35 protein-coding genes are annotated in these 18323 nt (G+C 64.0%); all 35 read left to right on the top strand.

Annotated elements, in window-relative coordinates; genetic code table 11:
• Window positions 1-16: 16 nt before the first annotated feature.
• The gene (locus CFI11_RS09905; RefSeq protein ID WP_165390233.1) at window positions 17-772 is read left to right on the top strand and encodes an AAA family ATPase; all 756 of its coding nucleotides are present in this window, start codon (window positions 17-19) and stop codon (window positions 770-772) included.
• Window positions 762-1307 (top strand): hypothetical protein, encoded by a 546-nt coding sequence (locus CFI11_RS09900; RefSeq protein ID WP_130405466.1) that lies wholly within the window; start codon window positions 762-764, stop codon window positions 1305-1307. The genes CFI11_RS09905 and CFI11_RS09900 overlap by 11 nt, the downstream gene beginning before the upstream one ends.
• A complete protein-coding gene (locus tag CFI11_RS09895) occupies window positions 1304-1693 on the top strand; it encodes a helix-turn-helix transcriptional regulator (protein ID WP_130405464.1) in 390 nt (129 codons plus the stop codon). The genes CFI11_RS09900 and CFI11_RS09895 overlap by 4 nt, the downstream gene beginning before the upstream one ends.
• Window positions 1686-2012: a hypothetical protein gene (locus tag CFI11_RS09890; RefSeq protein ID WP_130405462.1), complete on the top strand. Its 327-nt coding sequence runs from the start codon at window positions 1686-1688 to the stop codon at window positions 2010-2012. The genes CFI11_RS09895 and CFI11_RS09890 overlap by 8 nt, the downstream gene beginning before the upstream one ends.
• Window positions 2009-2335 (top strand): hypothetical protein, encoded by a 327-nt coding sequence (locus CFI11_RS09885; protein ID WP_130405460.1) that lies wholly within the window; start codon window positions 2009-2011, stop codon window positions 2333-2335. Before CFI11_RS09890 ends, CFI11_RS09885 begins: the two co-directional genes overlap by 4 nt.
• The gene (locus CFI11_RS09880; RefSeq protein ID WP_130405458.1) at window positions 2328-2507 is read left to right on the top strand and encodes a hypothetical protein; all 180 of its coding nucleotides are present in this window, start codon (window positions 2328-2330) and stop codon (window positions 2505-2507) included. The genes CFI11_RS09885 and CFI11_RS09880 overlap by 8 nt, the downstream gene beginning before the upstream one ends.
• The gene (locus tag CFI11_RS09875; RefSeq protein ID WP_130405456.1) at window positions 2504-2734 is read left to right on the top strand and encodes a hypothetical protein; all 231 of its coding nucleotides are present in this window, start codon (window positions 2504-2506) and stop codon (window positions 2732-2734) included. Before CFI11_RS09880 ends, CFI11_RS09875 begins: the two co-directional genes overlap by 4 nt.
• Window positions 2731-3387 carry a DUF3164 family protein gene (locus tag CFI11_RS09870; RefSeq protein ID WP_130405454.1) on the top strand — a complete coding sequence of 219 codons (657 nt, stop codon included), beginning with the start codon at window positions 2731-2733 and terminating at the stop codon, window positions 3385-3387. Before CFI11_RS09875 ends, CFI11_RS09870 begins: the two co-directional genes overlap by 4 nt.
• Window positions 3384-3623, top strand: a complete 240-nt coding sequence (locus CFI11_RS09865) for a hypothetical protein (protein WP_130405452.1) — start codon at window positions 3384-3386, stop codon at window positions 3621-3623. The genes CFI11_RS09870 and CFI11_RS09865 overlap by 4 nt, the downstream gene beginning before the upstream one ends.
• Window positions 3620-4261: an HNH endonuclease signature motif containing protein gene (locus CFI11_RS09860; RefSeq protein ID WP_130405450.1), complete on the top strand. Its 642-nt coding sequence runs from the start codon at window positions 3620-3622 to the stop codon at window positions 4259-4261. The genes CFI11_RS09865 and CFI11_RS09860 overlap by 4 nt, the downstream gene beginning before the upstream one ends.
• The gene (locus CFI11_RS09855) at window positions 4258-4536 is read left to right on the top strand and encodes a hypothetical protein (RefSeq protein ID WP_130405448.1); all 279 of its coding nucleotides are present in this window, start codon (window positions 4258-4260) and stop codon (window positions 4534-4536) included. Before CFI11_RS09860 ends, CFI11_RS09855 begins: the two co-directional genes overlap by 4 nt.
• A gap of 3 nt (window positions 4537-4539) precedes the next feature.
• Window positions 4540-4932: an ASCH domain-containing protein gene (locus tag CFI11_RS09850; RefSeq protein WP_130405446.1), complete on the top strand. Its 393-nt coding sequence runs from the start codon at window positions 4540-4542 to the stop codon at window positions 4930-4932.
• A 295-nt stretch (window positions 4933-5227) separates the two neighbouring features.
• Window positions 5228-5572 (top strand): hypothetical protein, encoded by a 345-nt coding sequence (locus tag CFI11_RS09845; protein WP_174843493.1) that lies wholly within the window; start codon window positions 5228-5230, stop codon window positions 5570-5572.
• Window positions 5572-5823: a hypothetical protein gene (locus tag CFI11_RS09840; protein WP_130405444.1), complete on the top strand. Its 252-nt coding sequence runs from the start codon at window positions 5572-5574 to the stop codon at window positions 5821-5823. The genes CFI11_RS09845 and CFI11_RS09840 overlap by 1 nt, the downstream gene beginning before the upstream one ends.
• Entirely contained in the window at window positions 5820-6284 is a 465-nt protein-coding gene (locus CFI11_RS09835; protein ID WP_130405442.1) for a gp16 family protein, read from the top strand. Before CFI11_RS09840 ends, CFI11_RS09835 begins: the two co-directional genes overlap by 4 nt.
• The gene (locus CFI11_RS09830; RefSeq protein ID WP_130405440.1) at window positions 6281-6541 is read left to right on the top strand and encodes a hypothetical protein; all 261 of its coding nucleotides are present in this window, start codon (window positions 6281-6283) and stop codon (window positions 6539-6541) included. The genes CFI11_RS09835 and CFI11_RS09830 overlap by 4 nt, the downstream gene beginning before the upstream one ends.
• Window positions 6538-6792, top strand: coding sequence for a hypothetical protein (locus CFI11_RS09825; RefSeq protein WP_130405438.1), 255 nt, complete (start codon window positions 6538-6540; stop codon window positions 6790-6792). The genes CFI11_RS09830 and CFI11_RS09825 overlap by 4 nt, the downstream gene beginning before the upstream one ends.
• Entirely contained in the window at window positions 6789-7211 is a 423-nt protein-coding gene (locus CFI11_RS09820) for a hypothetical protein (RefSeq protein ID WP_130405436.1), read from the top strand. Before CFI11_RS09825 ends, CFI11_RS09820 begins: the two co-directional genes overlap by 4 nt.
• 92 nt (window positions 7212-7303) lie before the next feature.
• Window positions 7304-8239: a glycoside hydrolase family protein gene (locus tag CFI11_RS09815; RefSeq protein ID WP_130405434.1), complete on the top strand. Its 936-nt coding sequence runs from the start codon at window positions 7304-7306 to the stop codon at window positions 8237-8239.
• 197 nt (window positions 8240-8436) lie between these two features.
• Window positions 8437-8949: a hypothetical protein gene (locus tag CFI11_RS09810; protein WP_130405432.1), complete on the top strand. Its 513-nt coding sequence runs from the start codon at window positions 8437-8439 to the stop codon at window positions 8947-8949.
• A complete protein-coding gene (locus CFI11_RS09805) occupies window positions 8949-9362 on the top strand; it encodes a hypothetical protein (RefSeq protein ID WP_130405430.1) in 414 nt (137 codons plus the stop codon). The genes CFI11_RS09810 and CFI11_RS09805 overlap by 1 nt, the downstream gene beginning before the upstream one ends.
• Window positions 9362-9751 (top strand): hypothetical protein, encoded by a 390-nt coding sequence (locus CFI11_RS09800; RefSeq protein ID WP_130405428.1) that lies wholly within the window; start codon window positions 9362-9364, stop codon window positions 9749-9751. The genes CFI11_RS09805 and CFI11_RS09800 overlap by 1 nt, the downstream gene beginning before the upstream one ends.
• Before the next feature lies 1 nt (window position 9752).
• Entirely contained in the window at window positions 9753-10058 is a 306-nt protein-coding gene (locus CFI11_RS09795; protein WP_130405426.1) for a hypothetical protein, read from the top strand.
• A complete protein-coding gene (locus CFI11_RS09790; protein WP_130405424.1) occupies window positions 10058-10612 on the top strand; it encodes a phage protein Gp27 family protein in 555 nt (184 codons plus the stop codon). The genes CFI11_RS09795 and CFI11_RS09790 overlap by 1 nt, the downstream gene beginning before the upstream one ends.
• Window positions 10609-10911, top strand: coding sequence for a DUF6527 family protein (locus CFI11_RS09785; protein ID WP_130405422.1), 303 nt, complete (start codon window positions 10609-10611; stop codon window positions 10909-10911). The genes CFI11_RS09790 and CFI11_RS09785 overlap by 4 nt, the downstream gene beginning before the upstream one ends.
• Complete coding sequence (locus CFI11_RS09780) at window positions 10908-11225, top strand: hypothetical protein (protein WP_130405420.1); 318 nt, start codon at window positions 10908-10910, stop codon at window positions 11223-11225. Before CFI11_RS09785 ends, CFI11_RS09780 begins: the two co-directional genes overlap by 4 nt.
• Window positions 11222-11398, top strand: coding sequence for a hypothetical protein (locus CFI11_RS24290; RefSeq protein WP_165390232.1), 177 nt, complete (start codon window positions 11222-11224; stop codon window positions 11396-11398). The genes CFI11_RS09780 and CFI11_RS24290 overlap by 4 nt, the downstream gene beginning before the upstream one ends.
• Window positions 11398-11592 (top strand): hypothetical protein, encoded by a 195-nt coding sequence (locus CFI11_RS09775; RefSeq protein WP_130405418.1) that lies wholly within the window; start codon window positions 11398-11400, stop codon window positions 11590-11592. The genes CFI11_RS24290 and CFI11_RS09775 overlap by 1 nt, the downstream gene beginning before the upstream one ends.
• A 226-nt stretch (window positions 11593-11818) precedes the next feature.
• The gene (locus CFI11_RS09770) at window positions 11819-13489 is read left to right on the top strand and encodes a terminase large subunit domain-containing protein (protein WP_130405416.1); all 1671 of its coding nucleotides are present in this window, start codon (window positions 11819-11821) and stop codon (window positions 13487-13489) included.
• Between the two features lie 14 nt (window positions 13490-13503).
• Entirely contained in the window at window positions 13504-13896 is a 393-nt protein-coding gene (locus tag CFI11_RS24480) for a hypothetical protein (protein WP_217358764.1), read from the top strand.
• 61 nt (window positions 13897-13957) lie between these two features.
• Window positions 13958-14146 carry a hypothetical protein gene (locus tag CFI11_RS09760; RefSeq protein ID WP_130405414.1) on the top strand — a complete coding sequence of 63 codons (189 nt, stop codon included), beginning with the start codon at window positions 13958-13960 and terminating at the stop codon, window positions 14144-14146.
• A gap of 42 nt (window positions 14147-14188) precedes the next feature.
• Window positions 14189-15871, top strand: a complete 1683-nt coding sequence (locus tag CFI11_RS09755; protein WP_130405412.1) for a DUF935 domain-containing protein — start codon at window positions 14189-14191, stop codon at window positions 15869-15871.
• Complete coding sequence (locus tag CFI11_RS09750; RefSeq protein ID WP_130405410.1) at window positions 15864-17105, top strand: phage minor head protein; 1242 nt, start codon at window positions 15864-15866, stop codon at window positions 17103-17105. Before CFI11_RS09755 ends, CFI11_RS09750 begins: the two co-directional genes overlap by 8 nt.
• 332 nt (window positions 17106-17437) lie before the next feature.
• Entirely contained in the window at window positions 17438-17953 is a 516-nt protein-coding gene (locus tag CFI11_RS09745; RefSeq protein ID WP_130405408.1) for a phage virion morphogenesis protein, read from the top strand.
• 16 nt (window positions 17954-17969) lie between these two features.
• Window positions 17970-18269, top strand: a complete 300-nt coding sequence (locus tag CFI11_RS09740) for a hypothetical protein (protein ID WP_130405406.1) — start codon at window positions 17970-17972, stop codon at window positions 18267-18269.
• Window positions 18270-18323: the final 54 nt, after the last annotated feature.

Below are 18323 nucleotides of genomic sequence, written 5' to 3'. Positions count from 1 at the left end.
TGCAATGGGAGATAAGATGACACACCCCACTGGAATAGACAACAAGATCATGCCGCTGCGCAATGTGGCGGCACTGGATCAGATGATCGCGCGGCTCCAGGCCCAGCGAAACACCATCGACAAGATGGGTGTCCTGTTCGGGCCCACCGGGTTCGGCAAGACCTATGCGTCGTGCTTTGCCAATGACAAGCGCGACGCGATCTATGTGGCCGCGCACAAGCATCTGCGGGCCAAGGATCTCTTCACCACCCTGATCGGGGAGCTGCGCTCGGGGCCCGTCAAGGGCACGATCGCGGACCGCTTCCGGGAGGCGGCGGATCTGCTTGGGGAAGCAGACCGCCCGCTGATCATCGACGAGGCGGATTACGCGGTGGCGAACCGCCTCGTGGAGGAGATCCGCGATCTGCACGATCACAGTCTCGTGCCGGTCATCTTCGTGGGCATGGAGCTTCTGCCGCAGAAGCTCAAGGAATGGGAGCTGATCGACGGCCGGATCCAGATCTGGCAGCCGGCGGAGCCCGCGAACCTGTCTGACGCGCAGATCCTCTCACGGGTCTTCGCGCCGGACATCGAGATCGACGATGCGCTTCTGGACCACATCACCAGGCGCAACGACGGCAAGGTGCGGCGGATCTGCAGCGACCTCGAACACGTGCTGGCCGAAAGTCAGGTTCGCGGCGTGACCACCATGTCGCTCGATCAATGGGGAGATGCGCCGTTTCTGCGCGCGGAAGCGCCGGCGCCGAGAAAGGGGATGTTCTATGAGCTTTAAGCCGAAAACCAAGCTCGAACGCGAGATGTGGGCCTATCTGAAGGCCCATCGGCGCGTCACAAAAGGGGATCTGTTCGCGCATTGTCAGGATACCGAATGGGCCAAGCAACGCCTCTTCGGGCGGCTGCGTAAGGAGGGGCATATTCTCGACGCCGATCGCGACGGGTCAACGCACTATTTTACGGTGTTCACAGAGGCGCAGAGCCGTCACCTGGAGGCGGGAAAGCGCAAATCTTACCACGGCGTCATCTGGCGCGCGATGCGGGTGCTGCGCGAGTTCAGCCCCAAGGATATCGCCGCCTCGCTGATCGGATCTGAAAAAGAGGTCACCGAGAGCGAGATCCAGCTCTATTGCACGCTGCTCGCCCGCGCCGGCTATCTCAAGGTGCTGCGCAAACGGGACCCTGGGGTGCGTCCGGCCCTCTACCGGCTGCAGAAGGATACCGGCATCCTGCCCCCCACCAAGAAGCAGAGGATGGTGCTGGTCGATCCCAACGAGGACCGCGTGGTCTATGTCGAAGGAGCGCATCTATGAACGCTCTGATCACCGACAGGATGTATGTGGCCCTCGATGCCTGGGGCGAGGTCCCGGCCTGGGTCGAGGCGCTCGTGAAGGCCTGCGACGAAAAGGGATCGTCGCAGAACAAGGTCGCGAAGCGCCTCGGCTATACCGGCAGTGTCGTGAGTGCGGTCATCCGCAACCGCTACCCGGCCGGCATGGAGGCGATCGAGGACCGCGTCCGGGCGATCTACCTGCCCGAGGACGTGACTTGCCCGACGCTGGGCGCGATCAGCTCCGAGGTGTGCCTCGGCTGGCGCGACCAGGTGCGCGCGAAGACCGGCAGCGGGCCCTTCGCCGTGCGCATGCGCAAGGCCTGCCCGAAATGCCCGCGGTTTCATCCGGAGGGCCAGGATGACTGAGTTCGTATCTGCAAAAACCCGGCAGGCGATCGAAACGCTCTACCGGCTGGGCGAGCTCCCGGAAACCATCCGCGAGATGCTGTTTCTGCGGCACGTGGAGACGGTGGTGGACGTGATCCGCGCCATGGAGCCGGTCACCGAACCCTGCCCGGCCAATGGCGTCACGCTCCCGCTGCGGAAATCCTTCCTCGACGCAGTCACGCCCAAGGCGCGTGCCCGCAGGGTAACGGCGCGAGCGCTGATGATGCGGGTTCTGGCGGTGCTGGAGCGCAGCCCGGATCTGATCGACGCCATCCTGCATGACGGAGCCTCGACATGAGCGACAGAGCCGAGATTATTCAGATGGCCCGTGACGGCGTGAAGTCCGGTGAGATCGCGCGTGCCTTAAGTATCACGCCGAACAGGGTCTACGGCATCCTTTGTATGGCCCGGAAACAGGGCGAGGATATTCCACGCTACAGAGCCCGGGCAAGGACACGAAAGTCCATCTCTCTGCCCGCGCATGTTCTCCAGCAGTTCAACGCTCCGGCAACGGCGCGGGGTCTCAGCGACCGTGCGCTCTGCACGCGCCTGCTCACGATCATCGCTGCTGAGCCGAGCCTGATCGGCGCCGTGCTCGACGATGGGGTGAGCCATGACTGAGCCCCTGACCGCAAAAGAGATCGCCGTCCGCGCGCAGCGCGCGGTGCGGCGGGTGGACACTTACGGTCAGCGCGGTCTGACCCTGGTCACCTTGGAAGAAATCGAGGCGCTGGTGCTGATCGCCGTCCTGTCGGGATTGGTGGCGGATGCGCCGAAGGAGGAGACACCATGAACCTGCAATGCGGCGACTACATCGCCATCACCAATTCAGTCATCCGGGTGCTGGCCATCACGCCAACGGGCGGGTTCGCGGCCGGATGCGTCGTCTGTGACGTGCCCGATGACCTGGAGAACCCGTTCGCCCAAGCCGATGAGATTGCGCAGGCGATGAACGCGACTGAGCGCACCTATGAGCGGGTCGAAAGCCCGATATTCAAGAGCAGGAGAAGCAACACATGACCCTTCCAAAACAGGTCGATGACGGCATCCACGAGATCGATGGCAAACGCTATATGGGCGACGGCCGCGGCGGCTGGCAGCCCGAGGAGCTGATCAAGCCCCAGCACAAGCTGGAAGACGAGACCGTCCGCAAGGTGCTGGGCTATGCCCTTGAGCTGAGCGACCGGATCCGGCGCTTTCTCGAGCACACCTTCGACGATATCGGCGATTATGAGGCCATCCTCGCCCAGGAATACGGCACCACGAAGGGCGGAACGAAGGGCAACAAGACGTTCATGACGGTCGATCAGCCCTACAAGCTGGAGGTCCGGGTCGCCGACCGGGTGGATTTCGGGCCGGAGCTGGCAGAGGCGAAAAAGCTCATCGATGAGTGCCTGAACGAATGGGCTGCGGAAAGCCGCGCCGAGGTGCGCGCGCTGGTGACCAACGCCTTCAACACCGAGAAATCCGGCCAGATCAACCGCTCGGAGATCTTCATGCTGCTCCGCCTCGATATCGAGGATGCGCGCTGGCAGCGCGCCATGGAGGCGATCCGCGATGCCATGCGCACGGTCGGCTCGAAAACCTATGTGCGCGCCTATCACCGCGAGAGCTTCGACGGCCAATGGCGCGCCGTCCCACTCGATATCGCCAAGATGGGAGCGACGTCATGAAAAACCGCCTGTCAGATCTGAACGATCACCTCTTCGCGCAGCTCGAGCGCCTTTCCGATGAGAGCCTCGATGCCGAAGACATCGAGAAAGAGGTTCAGCGCGCGGATGCCATCGTCAAGGTGTCCGACAAGATCATTCAGAAGAGCGAGCTTCAGCTGAACGCAGCCAAGCTCTTTGCCCAGCATGGGCAAGACGTGCTGCCCATGCTGCCCCAGATCGGCCGCGACGAAAAATGAAAGGCCGGGCGATCGCATATTCCGAGGCCGAGCTGCTCTTCATCGAGCTGACGAAAGAGCTGCCGCGCCGCGATGCACACGCCCGGTTCTGCGCGCAGTTCGGGCGGACGGATGTGTCGCTCACCAATTACAACGCACTCTGCAAGCGCAAGGGCTGGATGACCGGGCGCACCGGGTGCTTCGAACCAGGTCAGGTGCCGGTCAACAAGGGCAAGAAGATGCCCTATAACGAAGCCTCCGCCCGGACGCAGTTCCGAAAGGGACACGTTCCGCCGAACCGCAAAGAGCTGGGCGACGAGCGTGTCGGCAAGGACGGGTACATCGAGATCAGCGTCCCGATCCGCAACCCCTACACGGGTCACAGCCGGCGATACATGCACAAGCACCGCTATCTCTGGGAGCTGGAGAACGGACCCCTTCCAGAAGGCATGTGCCTCAAATCACGGGATGGCGATCGCACGAATTGCGACCCGTCGAACTGGATCGCCATCCCGCGCGCGCTGCTGCCGCGCCTGAACGGTCGCTTCGGGCGGAACTACGACGCCGCCCCGGCAGAGCTGAAACCCCTCATCCTCAAAACCGCGCTTCTGGAACACGAGGCGCGCGAGGCCCGCAAAGGCGAAAGGAAACGCAAATGATCCAATACGACATGCTTGAGAATGACGACGGAACGATCGAGGTGGTGGTCTACAGCAAAGAGGTCCTCGGCACCTTCACCAAGCTTGCACATGCCGATCTCTTCTATAGCGCCCTGGTCTCTGGCGATGTGGCCGTCACCGAGGAAGCGACGCAGCCCGAGCCCCCAGCAGCTCCGCCCGGTACCGCGCGGGCGCTGGCCGCGAAAGGTCTCCTGAACGATGCGGCCAAGCGCAAGGTGCCGATCCGGGGCCAGGGATCGGAGGATGAGGGCTGAGCCATGGTCGCCTATAGCTTTCAGAAGCGGTTCGCGCCGATGATCGAGGCGGGCTTCAAGCTGCATACGATCCGGGGACACCGCAAGCGGCACGCCTTTCCCGGTGAGCGGCTGCAGCTCTATCAGGGCATGCGCACCAAGGCGTGCCGGAAGATCATCGATCCGGACCCGATGTGCCTGAGCGTCGAGCCGATCCGGATCGAGCGTCGGCGCGGGCTGATCGAACGCGTCGAGGTTTTTGACCGCATCATCGGCGATCTCGACGCCTTCGCCGTCGCCGACGGGTTCGAGGACCGCGAGGATATGAGCGCCTTCTGGACCGAGCAGCACAAGGCCAAGGATGAGGTGTTTCTCGGTGTGCAAGTCGGGTGGGCATCGCCGAGGGAGGCTGGGTGATGGTCCATGCCGTGATGCACCCTCTCCGGCTCCTCTGGAACATCCTTTTCTTCTATCCGCTTGTTTTCCTGTGGCGGCTTCCGAGGATGACCAGCGGTGAGTGGCTTCGCATGGTTCCTGCGCAATGTGGATGGCTGCATGCCTACAGACGGTATCCGCACCCGAATTCGGGTGGTCAGCTGCCGCTTTGGGCTGCGTTCGTATACTGGTTCTATTTCTCGCCGATGCGGCTCAAGGAAGAGGCGAAGCGGGAAAGCCGTCGGGCGCTCTCTGCGCACCTCCGGAGGTACCGCTGATGCCGATCCGTCCCGAGAACAAGGCGCGCTACCCGGCAAACTGGCCGGCGATCTCGACCCGGATCCGGACGCGCGCGGGCAACATGTGTGAAGGCAGCCCCGGCCACTACCCGGACTGTCGCGCAGAGAACCACAAGCCACATCCAGTCACCGGCTCGATGGTGGTGCTCACGGTCGCACATCTGAACCATGAGCCGGAAGATTGCCGCGACGAGAACCTGATGGCGATGTGCCAGCGCTGCCACCTGACCTACGACGCTGAGCACCACCGTATCAACAGAGAGGCCAATGCCCGTCGCGAGCGGGCTTTGGGCGATCTCTTTGAAGCGAAGGAGGACACGTAATGGGCAGATCGATACCCAAATGGCCGCGCACGCCGAAAGAAGCCCAGCAGCGTTCGCACCGAAAGCTGAAGGCGTTACGCAACCGCGCCCATGACCTGCTCTACGAGGTCTCTGGGCTCTGGGATGAGGGCATCATCTCGGGCTCGATCGACACGGTGATGGCCGACCTCGATGCCGGCCTCGATGCCATCGAAGACGCGATCCGGGAGGAGATGCAGCGCGCCGAAGATGAGGGGGCGCTTTGGGAATGACCCGTCACCTGCAACAGATGATCCATGTCGGATGCCGGGATCTCGGCATCGATGCGGACGCCCGGCATGATCTGCAGTTGCGCGTCGTGGGCAAGGCCTCGATGAGCGACATGAACGCGGCTGAGCTGCAGAAGGTCGTGAACGAGCTAAAGCGACAGGGGTTCAAACCGTCGTCGAACGGCCGTTCAAAGGAACGTCGAACACACAAGCTGGCGCCACGCGGGGATTTACGCGTGATCCATGTGCTCTGGTCGAAGCTGGGCCAGAAGGGCGTGCTGGACCGCCCCGGCCGGGACGGGCTGAACGCCTTCATCCGCAAACAGTTCGGAGAGAGCTGGGCCAGCGTGCCGGCGGATGTGGATATGATACGCGACCCGAAACAGATCCAGGCGGTGATCAGCGCGCTCGAGGCCTGGGGCAAGCGCGCGGAGATCGATTACGACTTCGGGAGGAGAGGATGAGCAAGGATCACTCCCTAGAAACCGAGAAGATGCTGGTGCGCGGGCTCGCCGATCTCGGCGATGACAGTGGGTCGGCCGATTGGGCCTATTCCAACGCCATGCTTTCGGTGCAACTCGCCGTCTATCGCATCTATCGGCTGGATGGCCCCATGGTCTGCTGGCGGGCGATCAGCCGTCTCGGCCATATCCTGCGACACGCCTGGGCCACCCGGCAGGCTCAGGCAACGATCACCGCGACGAAGGACAAGCTCCATTGAAACCCTCGCGCTTCCGCATCACCGATCATGCCGTCATCCGCTATCTCGAGCGGGTGGAAGGCATGGATCTGGATGCGGTGCGCGCAAAGATCTCGGCCGCGGTGGCGTTGGCCGAGGACCATCCCGCCGCCTGCGGTGTCGTGAGCGACGGGTTCACCTACAAGCTGAAGGGCGACGCGGTCACAACGGTGATGCCGCTCAACAGCCCCGATCTCCGCACGGGCAAGCAACGCCGGGAGCGGCCCGAATGACGGCGCGGCACCCCTATCCGGCGGTGCGCGTTCCGAGCGAGCTGCAGGTCTATGTCGATACGATCGGCGAGCAGAAGGCGATGGACGTCTTCATGGCCTTCGGCGGCACACATCTCAATTTCGACTACCGGACGAAGGGCCGCTCGGAGCTGGCCAAGCTGATCGGCACCGAGGATGCGAATGCGCTCATCGAGCAGGCCCACCGTCTGCCCCGGCGCGTGCCGCTGGCCAATTACTGGATGGCCCTCGTGCTGGCGCGCCGGGGCTGGACCCACACGGCGATCTGCCGGCATCTGCGCGTCTCCGAAACGGCGCTGCGGAACTACTTCAAGGCGGCGGGCCGCGACTTTCCCCGCGACCGGGAGGGCGGCGACCAGCCCGCACCCGGACCCGACGATCGGCAAATGACCCTCTTCTGATGCGCAAGGTGTTGGGGGCGGAATGAACGCCCCCGGCAGCTTAATCTGGCCCTGATCGGCGCGCCTGACGCGCGCCCGAGCAGGAGAGAGCAATGCGCAAGATATCTGAAGCGGGGCTGGCCTTTCTGGAGGCGCATGAAGGCGTCGTGCTGAAGGCCTACCGCTGCCCGGCCGGGATCTGGACGATCGGCGCGGGTCTGACCAAGGCCTCCGGCGTGATCACCCCCCGTCCCGGCATGATCCTGACCCGCCACGAGGCGAGCGAGTTCCTGTCGAAAGCCCTCGAGCGGAATTACGAGCCGCGCGTGCGCAAGGCGATGCCGGGCGCGGCCCAGAATGAATTCGACGGCGGCGTGAGCTTCGATTTCAACACGGGGGCGGTGCTTCGCGCGAGCTGGGTGGCGTTCTGGCGGCGCGGAGATCACAAGGAAACGCGTCGGCGGCTGGGGCTCTGGAACAAGGGCGGCGGGCGCGTGCTGAAGGGGCTGGTGCGCCGGCGGCGCGAAGAGGCCGATCTGATCCTGAACGGCAATTATCACGGGCACCAGAAGCGGGTCGAGCCGCTGCGCCCGCCGTCGAAGGATCACCCTCTGGCCCGCATCGTGGTCAAGCTGGGGGATGGCGAAATGGCCGAGATCCGCGAGGGTCTGAAGAAACTCGGCTATGCCGCTGGCAGCGATGAATACGGCCTGCGTCAGACGGCCGTGCGCGACTTCCAGCGCGATCACGATCTGACCGTGGACGGCATCATCGGCCCGGCTACGCTGGCCACCTTGCAACGCATGATCGATGCGCGCCGCAAGCCGGTCATTCCGGCGACGGCGACCGCGACGGCGGCGGGCGGTGGTGCGGGCCTGGGCGCGACCGTTCCCGGTCCTGCGGCCGATATGGCCTCTGATCTGGCCCTGGCCGGATCGGGTGGCGGGCTGCTCTGGCTGGCCTGGCTGGCGTGGCAATACCGCGACGCGATCGCGGCGCAGGTGCAGGCGAGCACGCCGCGGCTGGCAGCGGCGTTGAGGAGCGTGTGATGGCGAGGTGCCGACCCTACCGGGTGAGCTTCTGCTACCGAGGTGAGCGGATTGCCGATTATCGCCGCAGATCCTCGTTGGCTGCTGGTCTGTGTCGCGCGCGTCGGGTGGCTCAAGAGAAAGACGTAACTGAGGTCAGTGTAGTCCATGTCCCGACAGGGCGCCGCTGGCCGATAAAAACCTGACGGAGATCTGCCATGTCCTCAACCCTAATTTCCCTGGCCGCGAGCGTCGGGGCGCCGCTGGTCAAGAAGGTGCTGGCCAACAAGCTCGGCGGCGCGAATGCCGAGCTCGTCTCCAGCGTGGTCACAGAGATCGCCGAGCGGTCCGGCGTGATCCCGGCCGAGCTCGATGAATTCGCCCGCACGCATCCGCAGACGGTGGAGGCGGCGATCGCGGATGTGGAGACCATGGCGCCGGAGATGATCGCGCTGCATACATCCGAGCTCGAGCACCGCATGGCGCTGATGAAGCTCGAGATGGAGAAACCCGGCTGGGCCTGGACATGGCGCCCGCTCTGGATGTTCTTCCTCGCCTTCCTGTGGTTCTGGAACGTGGTCGCGCTGCATCTGACCAACGCCATCCTCAAATGGGCCCTGCCCCCGATGCCGACCGAGGTGCTCCTCGGTCTGACCGCGCTCTTCATGTCGCTCTATATGGGTGGGCACACCGTCAAGAGCGTCTTTGCCGCGACGAGGGGCAAGGTCTGATGGGCCTCGGAGAGAACGGATATACGCTGGCCAGCCATTCGGTCTTGATCACACTTCTGATGCTCATGCTCTTTCGCTACGGCCGGATGCTGGTCTCGGCCGAGCGCAGAAGCCAGATGGACTGGCAGGAGCTCATTCCCGCGATCACAATCTTCACGCTGGCCCTGGTTCTGGAGCGCGGCTACTATGCCGCCGCGCGGTTCCTGGCGCATCAGGGGGCGGATCTCTGGATGATGCATCCTGTCCCGACGTTTCTGTCGGTGATGGTTGCGGTGACCGTCTACGCGATGAACGTCCCCGTGATGCTGGCCGAGACGGTCGGGCGCGCGAGGTGGATCTTCTGGACCCGCATCGCCGGCGAAATGACCCTCTTCATCTCTTTGTGGTGCGCGATCGGATGGTGGCTTTACTGATGTGGGAGTATCTGCAGGGCATCAACATGCTCATCGGCCTGATCATCACCGTGTTCAGCGGTCTGGGCGGGCTGATCTACTGGATCCACCGACGGATCCGCGCGGTCTCCACCGACGTCATCCTGCGCGAGGAACCGACGCGGCGCGAGATGCTGAGCCGCATGACCTCGCTCGAAGGCGACCACAAGGGGTTCCGGCGCGATATGCATCAGCTGGGCTCCCGCATGGCCAATGTCGAGCGCTCGATCGAGACCGTCGCCCGCCAGGAGGATCTGATGCCGATCCAGAGCGAGCTATCGCAGATGCGCGGATCCATGGATGCGCTGAACCGGGGTATGGACACCCTCTACAAAGCCGCCCTGCGCGCCGGCGAGAAGAAAGGAGACTGATATGAAAAACTGGCCCGTCGAGCAGGTCGAAGCCGAAAAGCGCCGCGGCGCCATCCTGAAGCACCTCAAGGAAGCGCCGGGCGGGCAGCTCTCGCTCGAATACCTGAAGATCGGCTGCACCGCCCAGGGCATTCCCTCGAACATCGATCAGGTGAAGAATGCCGTCGTGTGGCTGCAGGAGAACGATCTGGCACGGCTGGAGACGCTCGGTAGCATGGAGCTTGCCGTGCTGATGCCGGACGGCAAGGAGGTCGTTCAGGGTGTGCGCATGGTCCGCGGCGTGCTGGATCCGGACGGAGGCCTCTGATGCCCCCGCCCCGCAAGCTCGACCTGATCCCGCTGGAGGTGCGCCAATGGCTCGCCGAGGAGCTCCAGGCGCGCGGGTTCGCGGATATCGTTGAGGTGACCGAGGCGCTGAACTTCCGTCTGGAAGAGGACGGGCTGCAGCTCACCGTCGGCAAATCGGCCGTGGGCGAGTTCTCGAAGCTCCTGAAGGATCAGCGCGAGGCCTTCTCGATGGCCGAGACGCTGCTGGGCGAGATGGATGTGGAGGCGGAAAGCGATCTGCACCGCATGCTCTTGCATATGATCGCCACGTCGGCTGCGCAGATGATGAAGGCGGTGCGGGAGAAGGACGCGCATCTCGAGCCCAAGGATCTCATGAGCCTCGGCCGCATGCTGAAGGATCTCATGAGCTCGGCCGGGATCCGCGAGAAACTGCTGGAAGACGAGCGCACGCGTCTCGCACGCGAGATCAAGGAAAAGGCGGCGGATGTGGCCGCGAAGGCCGTCGGCGATGCGGGCCTCTCGGCCGAGAAGAGCGAGCAGATCAAGGCGCAGATCCTGGGGGTGCAGCCATGAGCGATCCCGTGCGCGCGCTCTATCACCAGGATGTCGATCGCTGGCGCGAGGCGGCCGTGCCCGGCAGCTTCGTGATCGAACCGATGGAGGAGCCGGATCTCTACCGGTTGCGGTTCTTCTGCCCGAGCGGCCGCGACCTCACCAGCGATCTCGTGGTCGGGATGCAGCACCGCCCGACCCAACTACGTCCGGCCTGGTTCTGGAACGGCTCTGTTACCGAGCCAACCCTTCATCCGGAGATCACGATCCACGGCGATTGGACCGGCGTCCTGAAGGACGGCTATTGGGAGGGGTCATGACCGAACCGCGTTTCGAGCATTTCGAGGCCTATGGATGGCCGGTCACCGTCGATCTCGATCTCGGCCATCTCTGGGTGGAGCATGACGGTACCATCACCTGGGATCAGCTGCAGGCGATCAAGACGCTGGCCTGGGGATCGAAGGCCCGCGCCATCGAGGTCTATCCGGCCGATGACCAGATCGTCCGCAATACCGTAGCCCGCCATCTCTGGCGGCTGGGGAAGGATGATTTCTGCCCGGACCTTCTGGGTCGCCGCGACGATGACAGTCTGCGCACCCGGCATGCGCAATCCTGGGCGGAGGCGTCGCGATGACCATGCGGATGACAGCACGGCAGCGCGACGAACGCATGCTGAGGGCGCTGAAGCTGCTTGATCTCGGCTTCACGCAAGACCAGGTCGCGGCGCGCCTGGGGATGACCCGTGGGCCGATCTCCCGTCTCGTGATCGAGATCCGCGCGGATATGGAGAAGGAGGCGCGTAGCTGATGGCCACCCCTGCTGAAATCGCAAACGACCTCGAGGCCCGCGCAAAGCTGATGGAGCGCACGCATTTCAAGAATGACGCGATGGCCATGCGCCGGGGCGCGCAGGCGATCCGCGATCTCATGGACGTCAAGGCGCAGCTGGAGCGTGAGGCCGAAGAGGCGCACGAGCGTTGGGAACGGGAGGCCATCGGGTGACACGCCTTACCTGTCTTTGTCCTGGCTGCAAGCGCACGACTGGTCGCGCGTTTGGTGAGTGGATCTGCGGCAAGCACTGGTCTGCGGTTCCGAAGAGGTTACGGCAGAGGATGTTTCGATATCGCCGGCGCGCGAAGCGGGATCCGAGGTGGCATGCCCTGGCACATCGGATGTGGGAGCGCTGCAAACAGGCCGCGATCGAGGAGAGCTTGATGGGGTTTGCGCCATGACCGCCCCCATCACGCAAAAAGAATGGGCGCGCATGCGCCAGGAGGCGACCAACGCCATCGACGATATCGTCGAGGAGGTCGGATTGCCCCAGGTGCTCCTGCCCTATCAGGCCAAGGCGGTCGGGCTGCTCGATACCGTCTCGACGCAGGTGCTCTTTGTCGAGAAATCCCGCCGGATCGGCATGACCTGGGCGCTGGCGGCCTATGCCGTCCTCAAGGCCGCCCGCAAGAAATCCGCCCGCGGCATGGATGCGATGTATATCTCCTATTCCCAGGAGATGACCCGCGAGTTCATCGACGCCTGCGCGATGTGGGCCCGCGCTTTCAACGAAGCCGCCAGCGAGACCGAGGAGACGATCTTCGCGGATCGGGACGAGAACGGGGACCGGTCGATCAAGGCCTTCCGCATCGGCTTTGCCTCCGGGTTCGAGATCATCGCGCTCAGCTCGGCCCCACGGTCGCTGCGCGGTAAGGAAGGGCTTGTCATCATCGACGAGGCGGCCTTCGTCGATAGCCTCGAGGAGCTGATCAAGGCCGCGATGGCCTTCCTGATCTGGGGCGGTCAGGTGGTCGTGTGTTCCACCCATGACGGGGCCGACAACGTCTTCAACCAGCAGATCCAGGACATTCTCGGGGGCCGGGTCGATTACGAGCATCTCCGCGTCGATCTCGACGAGGCCCTGACTGACGGCCTCTACCAGCGCATTTGCCTGGTGAAGGGCGAGGAGTGGACGGCCGAGGGCGAGGCCGCGTGGCGCCAGAGCCTGATCAACTTCTACCGCGACGGGGCCGACGAGGAGCTCTTCTGCATCGCGTCGCAAAGCTCCGGCTCGTGGCTCTCCGGCCCGCTCATCCAGTCACGGATGACCGAGGAGACCCCGATCCTACGGCTCGAGCTGCCAGATACCTATCTCCAGATGAATACCCGCCAGCAAGAGGCGCTGCTCGAGGATTTCCTCGAAGAGCTGGACGAAGCCCTCGATGGCCTCGATCTCACCCTGCGCTATGCGGGAGGGTTCGATTTCGGGCGGGTGGCGGATCTGTCGGTCTTCGCTCTGCTCGCCATCGAGCAGAACCTGCGTAAGCGCCAGGCGCTTTGCGTGGAGATGCGCAACGTGCCGGGCGACGAGCAGAAGATGATCATCGGCCGGATCCTCGAACGGGTCAAAACGACCCTTGTGAACGCCGCGTTCGACGCGACCGGCATGGGCTGGACCGTGGCGGAGGATATGGGCCGGAAATTCGGGCTGCGGGAGGTCGAGGACGGTCCCGGCCTGATCATGGCGATCAAGTTCTCCCAGGACTGGTACCGGGTGAACATGCCGCCCCTGAAAACGGAATTCGAGGATGGCAACATCCTGATTGCGGCCGATGCCGATCATCTTGCGGATCTGCGGGCGGTGAAAGTGGTGCGGGGCATCCCGCGTGTGCCGGATCTGCGCCAGGATCAGATCGGCAAGAAAGGCATGAAGCGCCACGGCGACTATGCGATCGCGCTGGCACTCGCCGATTACGCCAGCCGGATGCCCTGGTCGGAATATGCGTATGAGCCGGTGGGCGGCATCGGACACAATTCCAGATCCTCGGATCCGTTCGGCGCGCAGGGCGATACGGACCGCCCCTGGTACCGCCCGCCTCTGGGCGGCGGGATGCGGGGGTTCACGTGATGGGAGGCACAGGCATGGAAGAGGTCTTGAAAGCGAAGGCGCTGGAGCTGGCGCACCGAAAGCTCGAGGCAAATGGCTGGAAATTCTCGCCCGCCGAGATCGGACAGGTCGCCGCCGGCATTCTGATGGCGATGCAAGAGGAATTCGACAAACCGATGACCAAAACACCAAAGCCCGGCAAGGCGGAAACCATCGCCGCCACCGACGACGCCCGCACGAAGAACACGCTTCGGCATAGCTACCGTGTCCTTTCGGATAGCGAGAAGCGCCAAATGGATGAGATCAAGGACATTGGACAGGCCTTCCTCGACCTTTGTGACCGTTTACCCCAGGGCCGCGCGCTCTCTATCTCCCGGACGAAGATCGAAGAGGCGGTGATGTGGGCGGTCAAGGGGCTGACGGAATAACCCATGGGGCTTCGGCCGAAGATATCACGCGCCGCCTCTTCTCTGAGGGAAAGGGGAGAGGATGGCCAAGAGAACGACAAAGACAGAGCGCATGCCGGAGGTGCTGGCGCAGGACTGGAACGCGATGCAGCCGGGACAGGTCGGATGGCACCTGACCCAGGCCCGCGGAGGCTGGCGGATCACGCCGGTTTTCGGGCCGGAGGTTCTGTCGCCGCATGAGGCCGCCAAGGCCGCGCTGAAACTGCACTGACCCCGAACCTTACAAATCGGGACGCTTGAAAGGGAGGCCAGGATGGCCCGGACAGCACAACTCCTCGACCATCTCGGCCGACCGGTTCGGCGGGCTGAGCTCAAAAGCGAAGTGGCGATGCCCACACTGACCGGCATCCGCTCGCCGATCTCCGGCTATCCGGGCGACGGGCTCGACCCGCCGCGGCTCAGCCAGATCCTGCGTGCGGCCGATCACGGCGATCCGGTGCAATATCTGGAGCTGGCCGAGACCATCGAAGAGCGCGATCTGCATTACGTGGGCGTGCTGGGCACGCGCCGGCGCTCGGTGACCCAAATCCCGATCACCGTGAAGCCGGGCTCCGACGATCCGCTCGATGTGGAGATCGCCGAGCGCGTGGAGACGTGGCTCGAGCGCGACGAGCTGAAGATGGAGCTCTTCGATATCCTGGATGCCGTGGGCAAATCCTACAGCTTCACCGAGATCATCTGGGAAACCTCCATGGGCCAATGGCAGCCCGCGCGCCTCGAATATCGCGATCCGCGCTGGTTCCGCTTTGACCGGATCGATCTCAAGACGCCGATGATGCTCGACGATTACGGGCAGGAGGCGGCGCTCCCGGCGTTCAAATTCATCTATGCGAGCATGAAATCCAAATCCGGCCTGCCGTTGCGCGGCGGTCTCGCCCGCACTGTCTTCTGGGCCTATCTCTTCAAGAAGTTCACCGAGCGGGATTGGGCGATCTTTACCCAGACCTTCGCCCAGCCGCTGCGCGTCGGCAAATGGGGGCCTGGGGCCAGCAAGGAAGACAAGGAGACCCTCTTCAAGGCCGTGGCCAACATCGCGGGCGATTGCGCGGCGATCATCCCCGAAAGCATGGCGATCGACTTCATCGAGGCGGCAAACCTCGGAACGGCGCATTCCAATTACAAGGAACGCGCCGACTGGCTCGATCAGCAGGTCTCGAAGGCCGTGCTGGGCCAGACCACCACCACGGATGCGATCTCCGGCGGGCATGCGGTCTCGAAAGAACACCGTCAGGTCCAGAAGGATATCGAGGATGCAGATGCCCAGGCGCTGCAGGCGGTCCTCAACCGCGATCTGATCCGGCCTTGGGTCGATCTGGAATACGGGCCGCGCGAGAATTACCCGCGTCTCATCATCAAGGAACCGGAGCCCGAGGATCTCGCGCAGCTCACGAGCGCCTTGCCGGTCCTGGTGAAGCTGAACATGCGGGTGAGCGAGCAGGAGATCCGCTCGAAATACGGTCTCTCGGAGCCCGATGAGGGCGAGCGGTATCTCGGTCAGCCGCATGCGGGCGATAAGCCCCCAAATCCCCCCGAAACGCCTCAGGAGCCGCCGCAGGAACAGGTGGAGCCCCAAGCGCGGGACGAAATAGGTTCTGGGAGCAAAATTGAATACCGTTTGAATACCCACTGGCGGAATTCAGGTGTCAGGGTGGCCGAAATGAGCCAGAGCCCGTCAGCGGGCCGCTCAGAGCCTCCGAGCGAAATCGCCCTTTTGACCGCTCAGCTGGCCGAACGGGCCCAGGGTCAGGTGGGCGACATGCTGGGGCGCATCGAGGCGATGCTCGATGCCGCCGGATCGATGGAGGAGTTTCGCGAGATGCTGAGCACCGGTCTGCCGGATCTGAGCATCGCGGGGCTCGCCGAAGAGATGGCCCAGGCGATGATCGCGGCCGAGGCTGCAGGGCGCACGCTGACCGAGGACGAGGCCGGTGAGTGAGGCGGTCCGCGCCACGCTGAGACGGCCCTTTCCGGAGCAGGTCGCGGCCTTTCGCACGCGTCTCGGCAATCTCGTCCCGACCTCGGCCTGGGATGATCTCGATCGCAACGCCCATGATCGGGCCTTCGTGGTGGCCGGGGCGACGAAACAGGATCTTCTGGCCGATCTCGGTGCCGCGGTGGATCGGGCGATCTCCGAAGGGACCGGGTTCGAGGCGTTCAAAAAGGATTTCCGGTCCATCGTCGAAAAGCATGGCTGGCACGGCTGGACGGGCGAAGGCACCGAACGCGGTGAGAACTGGCGCATGCGCGTCATCTATCAGACCAATATGCGTACCTCGATGGCCGCTGGCCGACTGGCCCAGCTCCGGGACGGGCAATTCCGCTTCTGGGTCTATCGCCATTCGGGCGCCGAGAACCCGCGCCTTCTGCATCTGAGCTGGGATGGCCTCGTCCTGCCGGCCGATCACCCGTTCTGGGCCACGCATTACCCGCCCAACGAATGGGGCTGCGGCTGCTATGTGCGCGGCGCGCGGACCGAGCGGGGCGCGCGCCGGGTGGGCGGCGATCCGGATAAGGCGCTCCCGGACAATTGGAACCGCATCGATCCGAAGACCGGCACGCCGCCCGGGATCGGCAAGGGCTGGGATTACCGCCCCGGCGATACCGCCGATCAGGCCGTCCAGATGATGGCGCAGCGCACGGTCCAATGGCCCTATCAGCTGCAAAAGGCGTTCATGGAGGATCTGCCGGAGGGCGTGGTGGACGGCTTTTCCCGCGGATACCGGGATCACCCGACGCTCGCGACCGAGATCCGCCGCTGGGCCGAGCGCGTGCTGGGCGTGCGCCGCGGGACGGATATCGCCGGGTCGGCCAAGGCGCAGCCCTATTGGACTTTGGGGCGTCTCGACAGTGATTGGGTGCGGCTCATGGCCGAGATCGGTCTGGGCGATGTGGCGGGATACGATTTCAGCGTGTCGGACGACACGGTGCGGCATGTGCTGAATTCGCATGGGGATGCGGCCCGCGAGACGGCGCGCGGTCAGCGGGCGGTGACGGCCGAGGATTACGCCCGGATCGGCCCGATGCTGAACACGCGCGATGCGGTCACGCTCGATGACGGGCGGGTCCTGGTGACGAAAACAGTCGGGTCGGAGCGGTTTCAAATGGTCTTCGAACGCCGTGCGAAACGCCGGATGCTGAGCCTTGTGACCATGTGGATCGAGCGGAGGTAGGATGATGCGACTTTGCTTTCACCCGGAATACGAGTTCGGCGTGCATGTGGGCCCGCCGTTTCGGTGGTTCGCTTGGCGACCGGTCCGGCTTTGGTATGGGCGGTGGGCGTGGCTGAGGTTCGTTATGTGCCAGAGGGTGCGAAACCGGCCGGGGCTTGATCGACCGGATTTCGCGTTCTGGTCATTTTCGGACGTCTATTCGGATGACGGGCAGACGCTGCCATCACGGTGTTGCCGGTGCGGTAAGGAAAAAGCGGCGCCCTGACACTCTACGCCCAAAACGTGCCGTGTATGAGACGGTGTTTTCATAGCGCCGCAGAAGGAAGATAGGGATGTATTCGGTTCAGATCAATGAAGACAGTGTCACCGATGCCCTGGCGCGGCTCGAGGCGCATCTGGGGGACATGTCGCTTGCGATGAACGAGATCGGTGAGCAGCAGCTCACCGGCATCGAGGAGCGCTTCCAGCAAGGCGTGGATCCGGACGGCAATCCTTGGGCGCCGAAATCCGCCACCACCATCGCCGCCTATGAGGCGCGGGGCCAGCGTGTGGACCGCCGGCCCCTCTTCGGGCCCAACGCGTCGGGCGTGCCGCTGCGCCAGAGCTTCTTTCATCAATACGGGCCCGATTACGTCGAGGTCGGCAGCAACGCCATCCAGGCGGCCGTGATGCAGTTCGGGGCCAAGAAAGGCGCATTCGGTCAAACAAAGAAAGCGGGTGCGACGGGGAAGACCAGTCCGATCCCCTGGGGCGATATCCCGGCCCGCCCGATGGTCGGGCTCTCCGAGCGCGACGAGGCCAATATCCTCGAGACCGTCGCGGAATGGCTGGACGTGGACGAGGCATGACGGCATCCTGTCGCCCATGTCGGATTTCACCTACAGCCCTTGCATCATCGGCGGGCAGACCGCTCCGGGCGATTACGTCATCCGGTACCGAGGTGGCGAACCGCTTGCGCGGGTGTGCTTTTATCAAAGTGGGCCGACCGACTGCTGGCACTGGAACACCTTCACCTATCCTTGCGCCAGCGGAAAGGCGGAGCGCTTGCCCGCCGCCCTCGATGCGGTAAAAAGGGCTGTGCTCGATCTGCCGGAGCCCGCGCGGATCAAGCATAACGGGCCGGGGGCCGGCCGCAGGCGGCGTGTCCCGCCGGATTACCACTAGAAAGCTGCACAAGGTGTTGGGGGCGGAAATGCCCCTTTTGGCGCGGTATCACGG

It is taken from the genome of Thalassococcus sp. S3 (assembly GCF_004216475.1).
Lineage (GTDB): Bacteria > Pseudomonadota > Alphaproteobacteria > Rhodobacterales > Rhodobacteraceae.
The sequence above is the reverse complement of the archived record's forward strand: the minus strand, read 5'-3'. Positions and strand labels throughout refer to the sequence as shown.

Bases quoted from the DNA above. Each gene is read 5' to 3' on its own strand.
- CFI11_RS09905 (WP_165390233.1), top strand. From the start codon at position 17: ATGACACACCCCACTGGAATAGACAACAAGATCATGCCGCTGCGCAAT.
- CFI11_RS09900 (WP_130405466.1), top strand. From the start codon at position 762: ATGAGCTTTAAGCCGAAAACCAAGCTCGAACGCGAGATGTGGGCCTAT.
- CFI11_RS09895 (WP_130405464.1), top strand. From the start codon at position 1,304: ATGAACGCTCTGATCACCGACAGGATGTATGTGGCCCTCGATGCCTGG.
- CFI11_RS09890 (WP_130405462.1), top strand. From the start codon at position 1,686: ATGACTGAGTTCGTATCTGCAAAAACCCGGCAGGCGATCGAAACGCTC.
- CFI11_RS09885 (WP_130405460.1), top strand. From the start codon at position 2,009: ATGAGCGACAGAGCCGAGATTATTCAGATGGCCCGTGACGGCGTGAAG.
- CFI11_RS09880 (WP_130405458.1), top strand. From the start codon at position 2,328: ATGACTGAGCCCCTGACCGCAAAAGAGATCGCCGTCCGCGCGCAGCGC.
- CFI11_RS09875 (WP_130405456.1), top strand. From the start codon at position 2,504: ATGAACCTGCAATGCGGCGACTACATCGCCATCACCAATTCAGTCATC.
- CFI11_RS09870 (WP_130405454.1), top strand. From the start codon at position 2,731: ATGACCCTTCCAAAACAGGTCGATGACGGCATCCACGAGATCGATGGC.
- CFI11_RS09865 (WP_130405452.1), top strand. From the start codon at position 3,384: ATGAAAAACCGCCTGTCAGATCTGAACGATCACCTCTTCGCGCAGCTC.
- CFI11_RS09860 (WP_130405450.1), top strand. From the start codon at position 3,620: ATGAAAGGCCGGGCGATCGCATATTCCGAGGCCGAGCTGCTCTTCATC.
- CFI11_RS09855 (WP_130405448.1), top strand. From the start codon at position 4,258: ATGATCCAATACGACATGCTTGAGAATGACGACGGAACGATCGAGGTG.
- CFI11_RS09850 (WP_130405446.1), top strand. From the start codon at position 4,540: ATGGTCGCCTATAGCTTTCAGAAGCGGTTCGCGCCGATGATCGAGGCG.
- CFI11_RS09845 (WP_174843493.1), top strand. From the start codon at position 5,228: ATGCCGATCCGTCCCGAGAACAAGGCGCGCTACCCGGCAAACTGGCCG.
- CFI11_RS09840 (WP_130405444.1), top strand. From the start codon at position 5,572: ATGGGCAGATCGATACCCAAATGGCCGCGCACGCCGAAAGAAGCCCAG.
- CFI11_RS09835 (WP_130405442.1), top strand. From the start codon at position 5,820: ATGACCCGTCACCTGCAACAGATGATCCATGTCGGATGCCGGGATCTC.
- CFI11_RS09830 (WP_130405440.1), top strand. From the start codon at position 6,281: ATGAGCAAGGATCACTCCCTAGAAACCGAGAAGATGCTGGTGCGCGGG.
- CFI11_RS09820 (WP_130405436.1), top strand. From the start codon at position 6,789: ATGACGGCGCGGCACCCCTATCCGGCGGTGCGCGTTCCGAGCGAGCTG.
- CFI11_RS09815 (WP_130405434.1), top strand. From the start codon at position 7,304: ATGCGCAAGATATCTGAAGCGGGGCTGGCCTTTCTGGAGGCGCATGAA.
- CFI11_RS09810 (WP_130405432.1), top strand. From the start codon at position 8,437: ATGTCCTCAACCCTAATTTCCCTGGCCGCGAGCGTCGGGGCGCCGCTG.
- CFI11_RS09805 (WP_130405430.1), top strand. From the start codon at position 8,949: ATGGGCCTCGGAGAGAACGGATATACGCTGGCCAGCCATTCGGTCTTG.
- CFI11_RS09800 (WP_130405428.1), top strand. From the start codon at position 9,362: ATGTGGGAGTATCTGCAGGGCATCAACATGCTCATCGGCCTGATCATC.
- CFI11_RS09795 (WP_130405426.1), top strand. From the start codon at position 9,753: ATGAAAAACTGGCCCGTCGAGCAGGTCGAAGCCGAAAAGCGCCGCGGC.
- CFI11_RS09790 (WP_130405424.1), top strand. From the start codon at position 10,058: ATGCCCCCGCCCCGCAAGCTCGACCTGATCCCGCTGGAGGTGCGCCAA.
- CFI11_RS09785 (WP_130405422.1), top strand. From the start codon at position 10,609: ATGAGCGATCCCGTGCGCGCGCTCTATCACCAGGATGTCGATCGCTGG.
- CFI11_RS09780 (WP_130405420.1), top strand. From the start codon at position 10,908: ATGACCGAACCGCGTTTCGAGCATTTCGAGGCCTATGGATGGCCGGTC.
- CFI11_RS24290 (WP_165390232.1), top strand. From the start codon at position 11,222: ATGACCATGCGGATGACAGCACGGCAGCGCGACGAACGCATGCTGAGG.
- CFI11_RS09775 (WP_130405418.1), top strand. From the start codon at position 11,398: ATGGCCACCCCTGCTGAAATCGCAAACGACCTCGAGGCCCGCGCAAAG.
- CFI11_RS09770 (WP_130405416.1), top strand. From the start codon at position 11,819: ATGACCGCCCCCATCACGCAAAAAGAATGGGCGCGCATGCGCCAGGAG.
- CFI11_RS24480 (WP_217358764.1), top strand. From the start codon at position 13,504: ATGGAAGAGGTCTTGAAAGCGAAGGCGCTGGAGCTGGCGCACCGAAAG.
- CFI11_RS09760 (WP_130405414.1), top strand. From the start codon at position 13,958: ATGGCCAAGAGAACGACAAAGACAGAGCGCATGCCGGAGGTGCTGGCG.
- CFI11_RS09755 (WP_130405412.1), top strand. From the start codon at position 14,189: ATGGCCCGGACAGCACAACTCCTCGACCATCTCGGCCGACCGGTTCGG.
- CFI11_RS09745 (WP_130405408.1), top strand. From the start codon at position 17,438: ATGTATTCGGTTCAGATCAATGAAGACAGTGTCACCGATGCCCTGGCG.
- CFI11_RS09740 (WP_130405406.1), top strand. From the start codon at position 17,970: ATGTCGGATTTCACCTACAGCCCTTGCATCATCGGCGGGCAGACCGCT.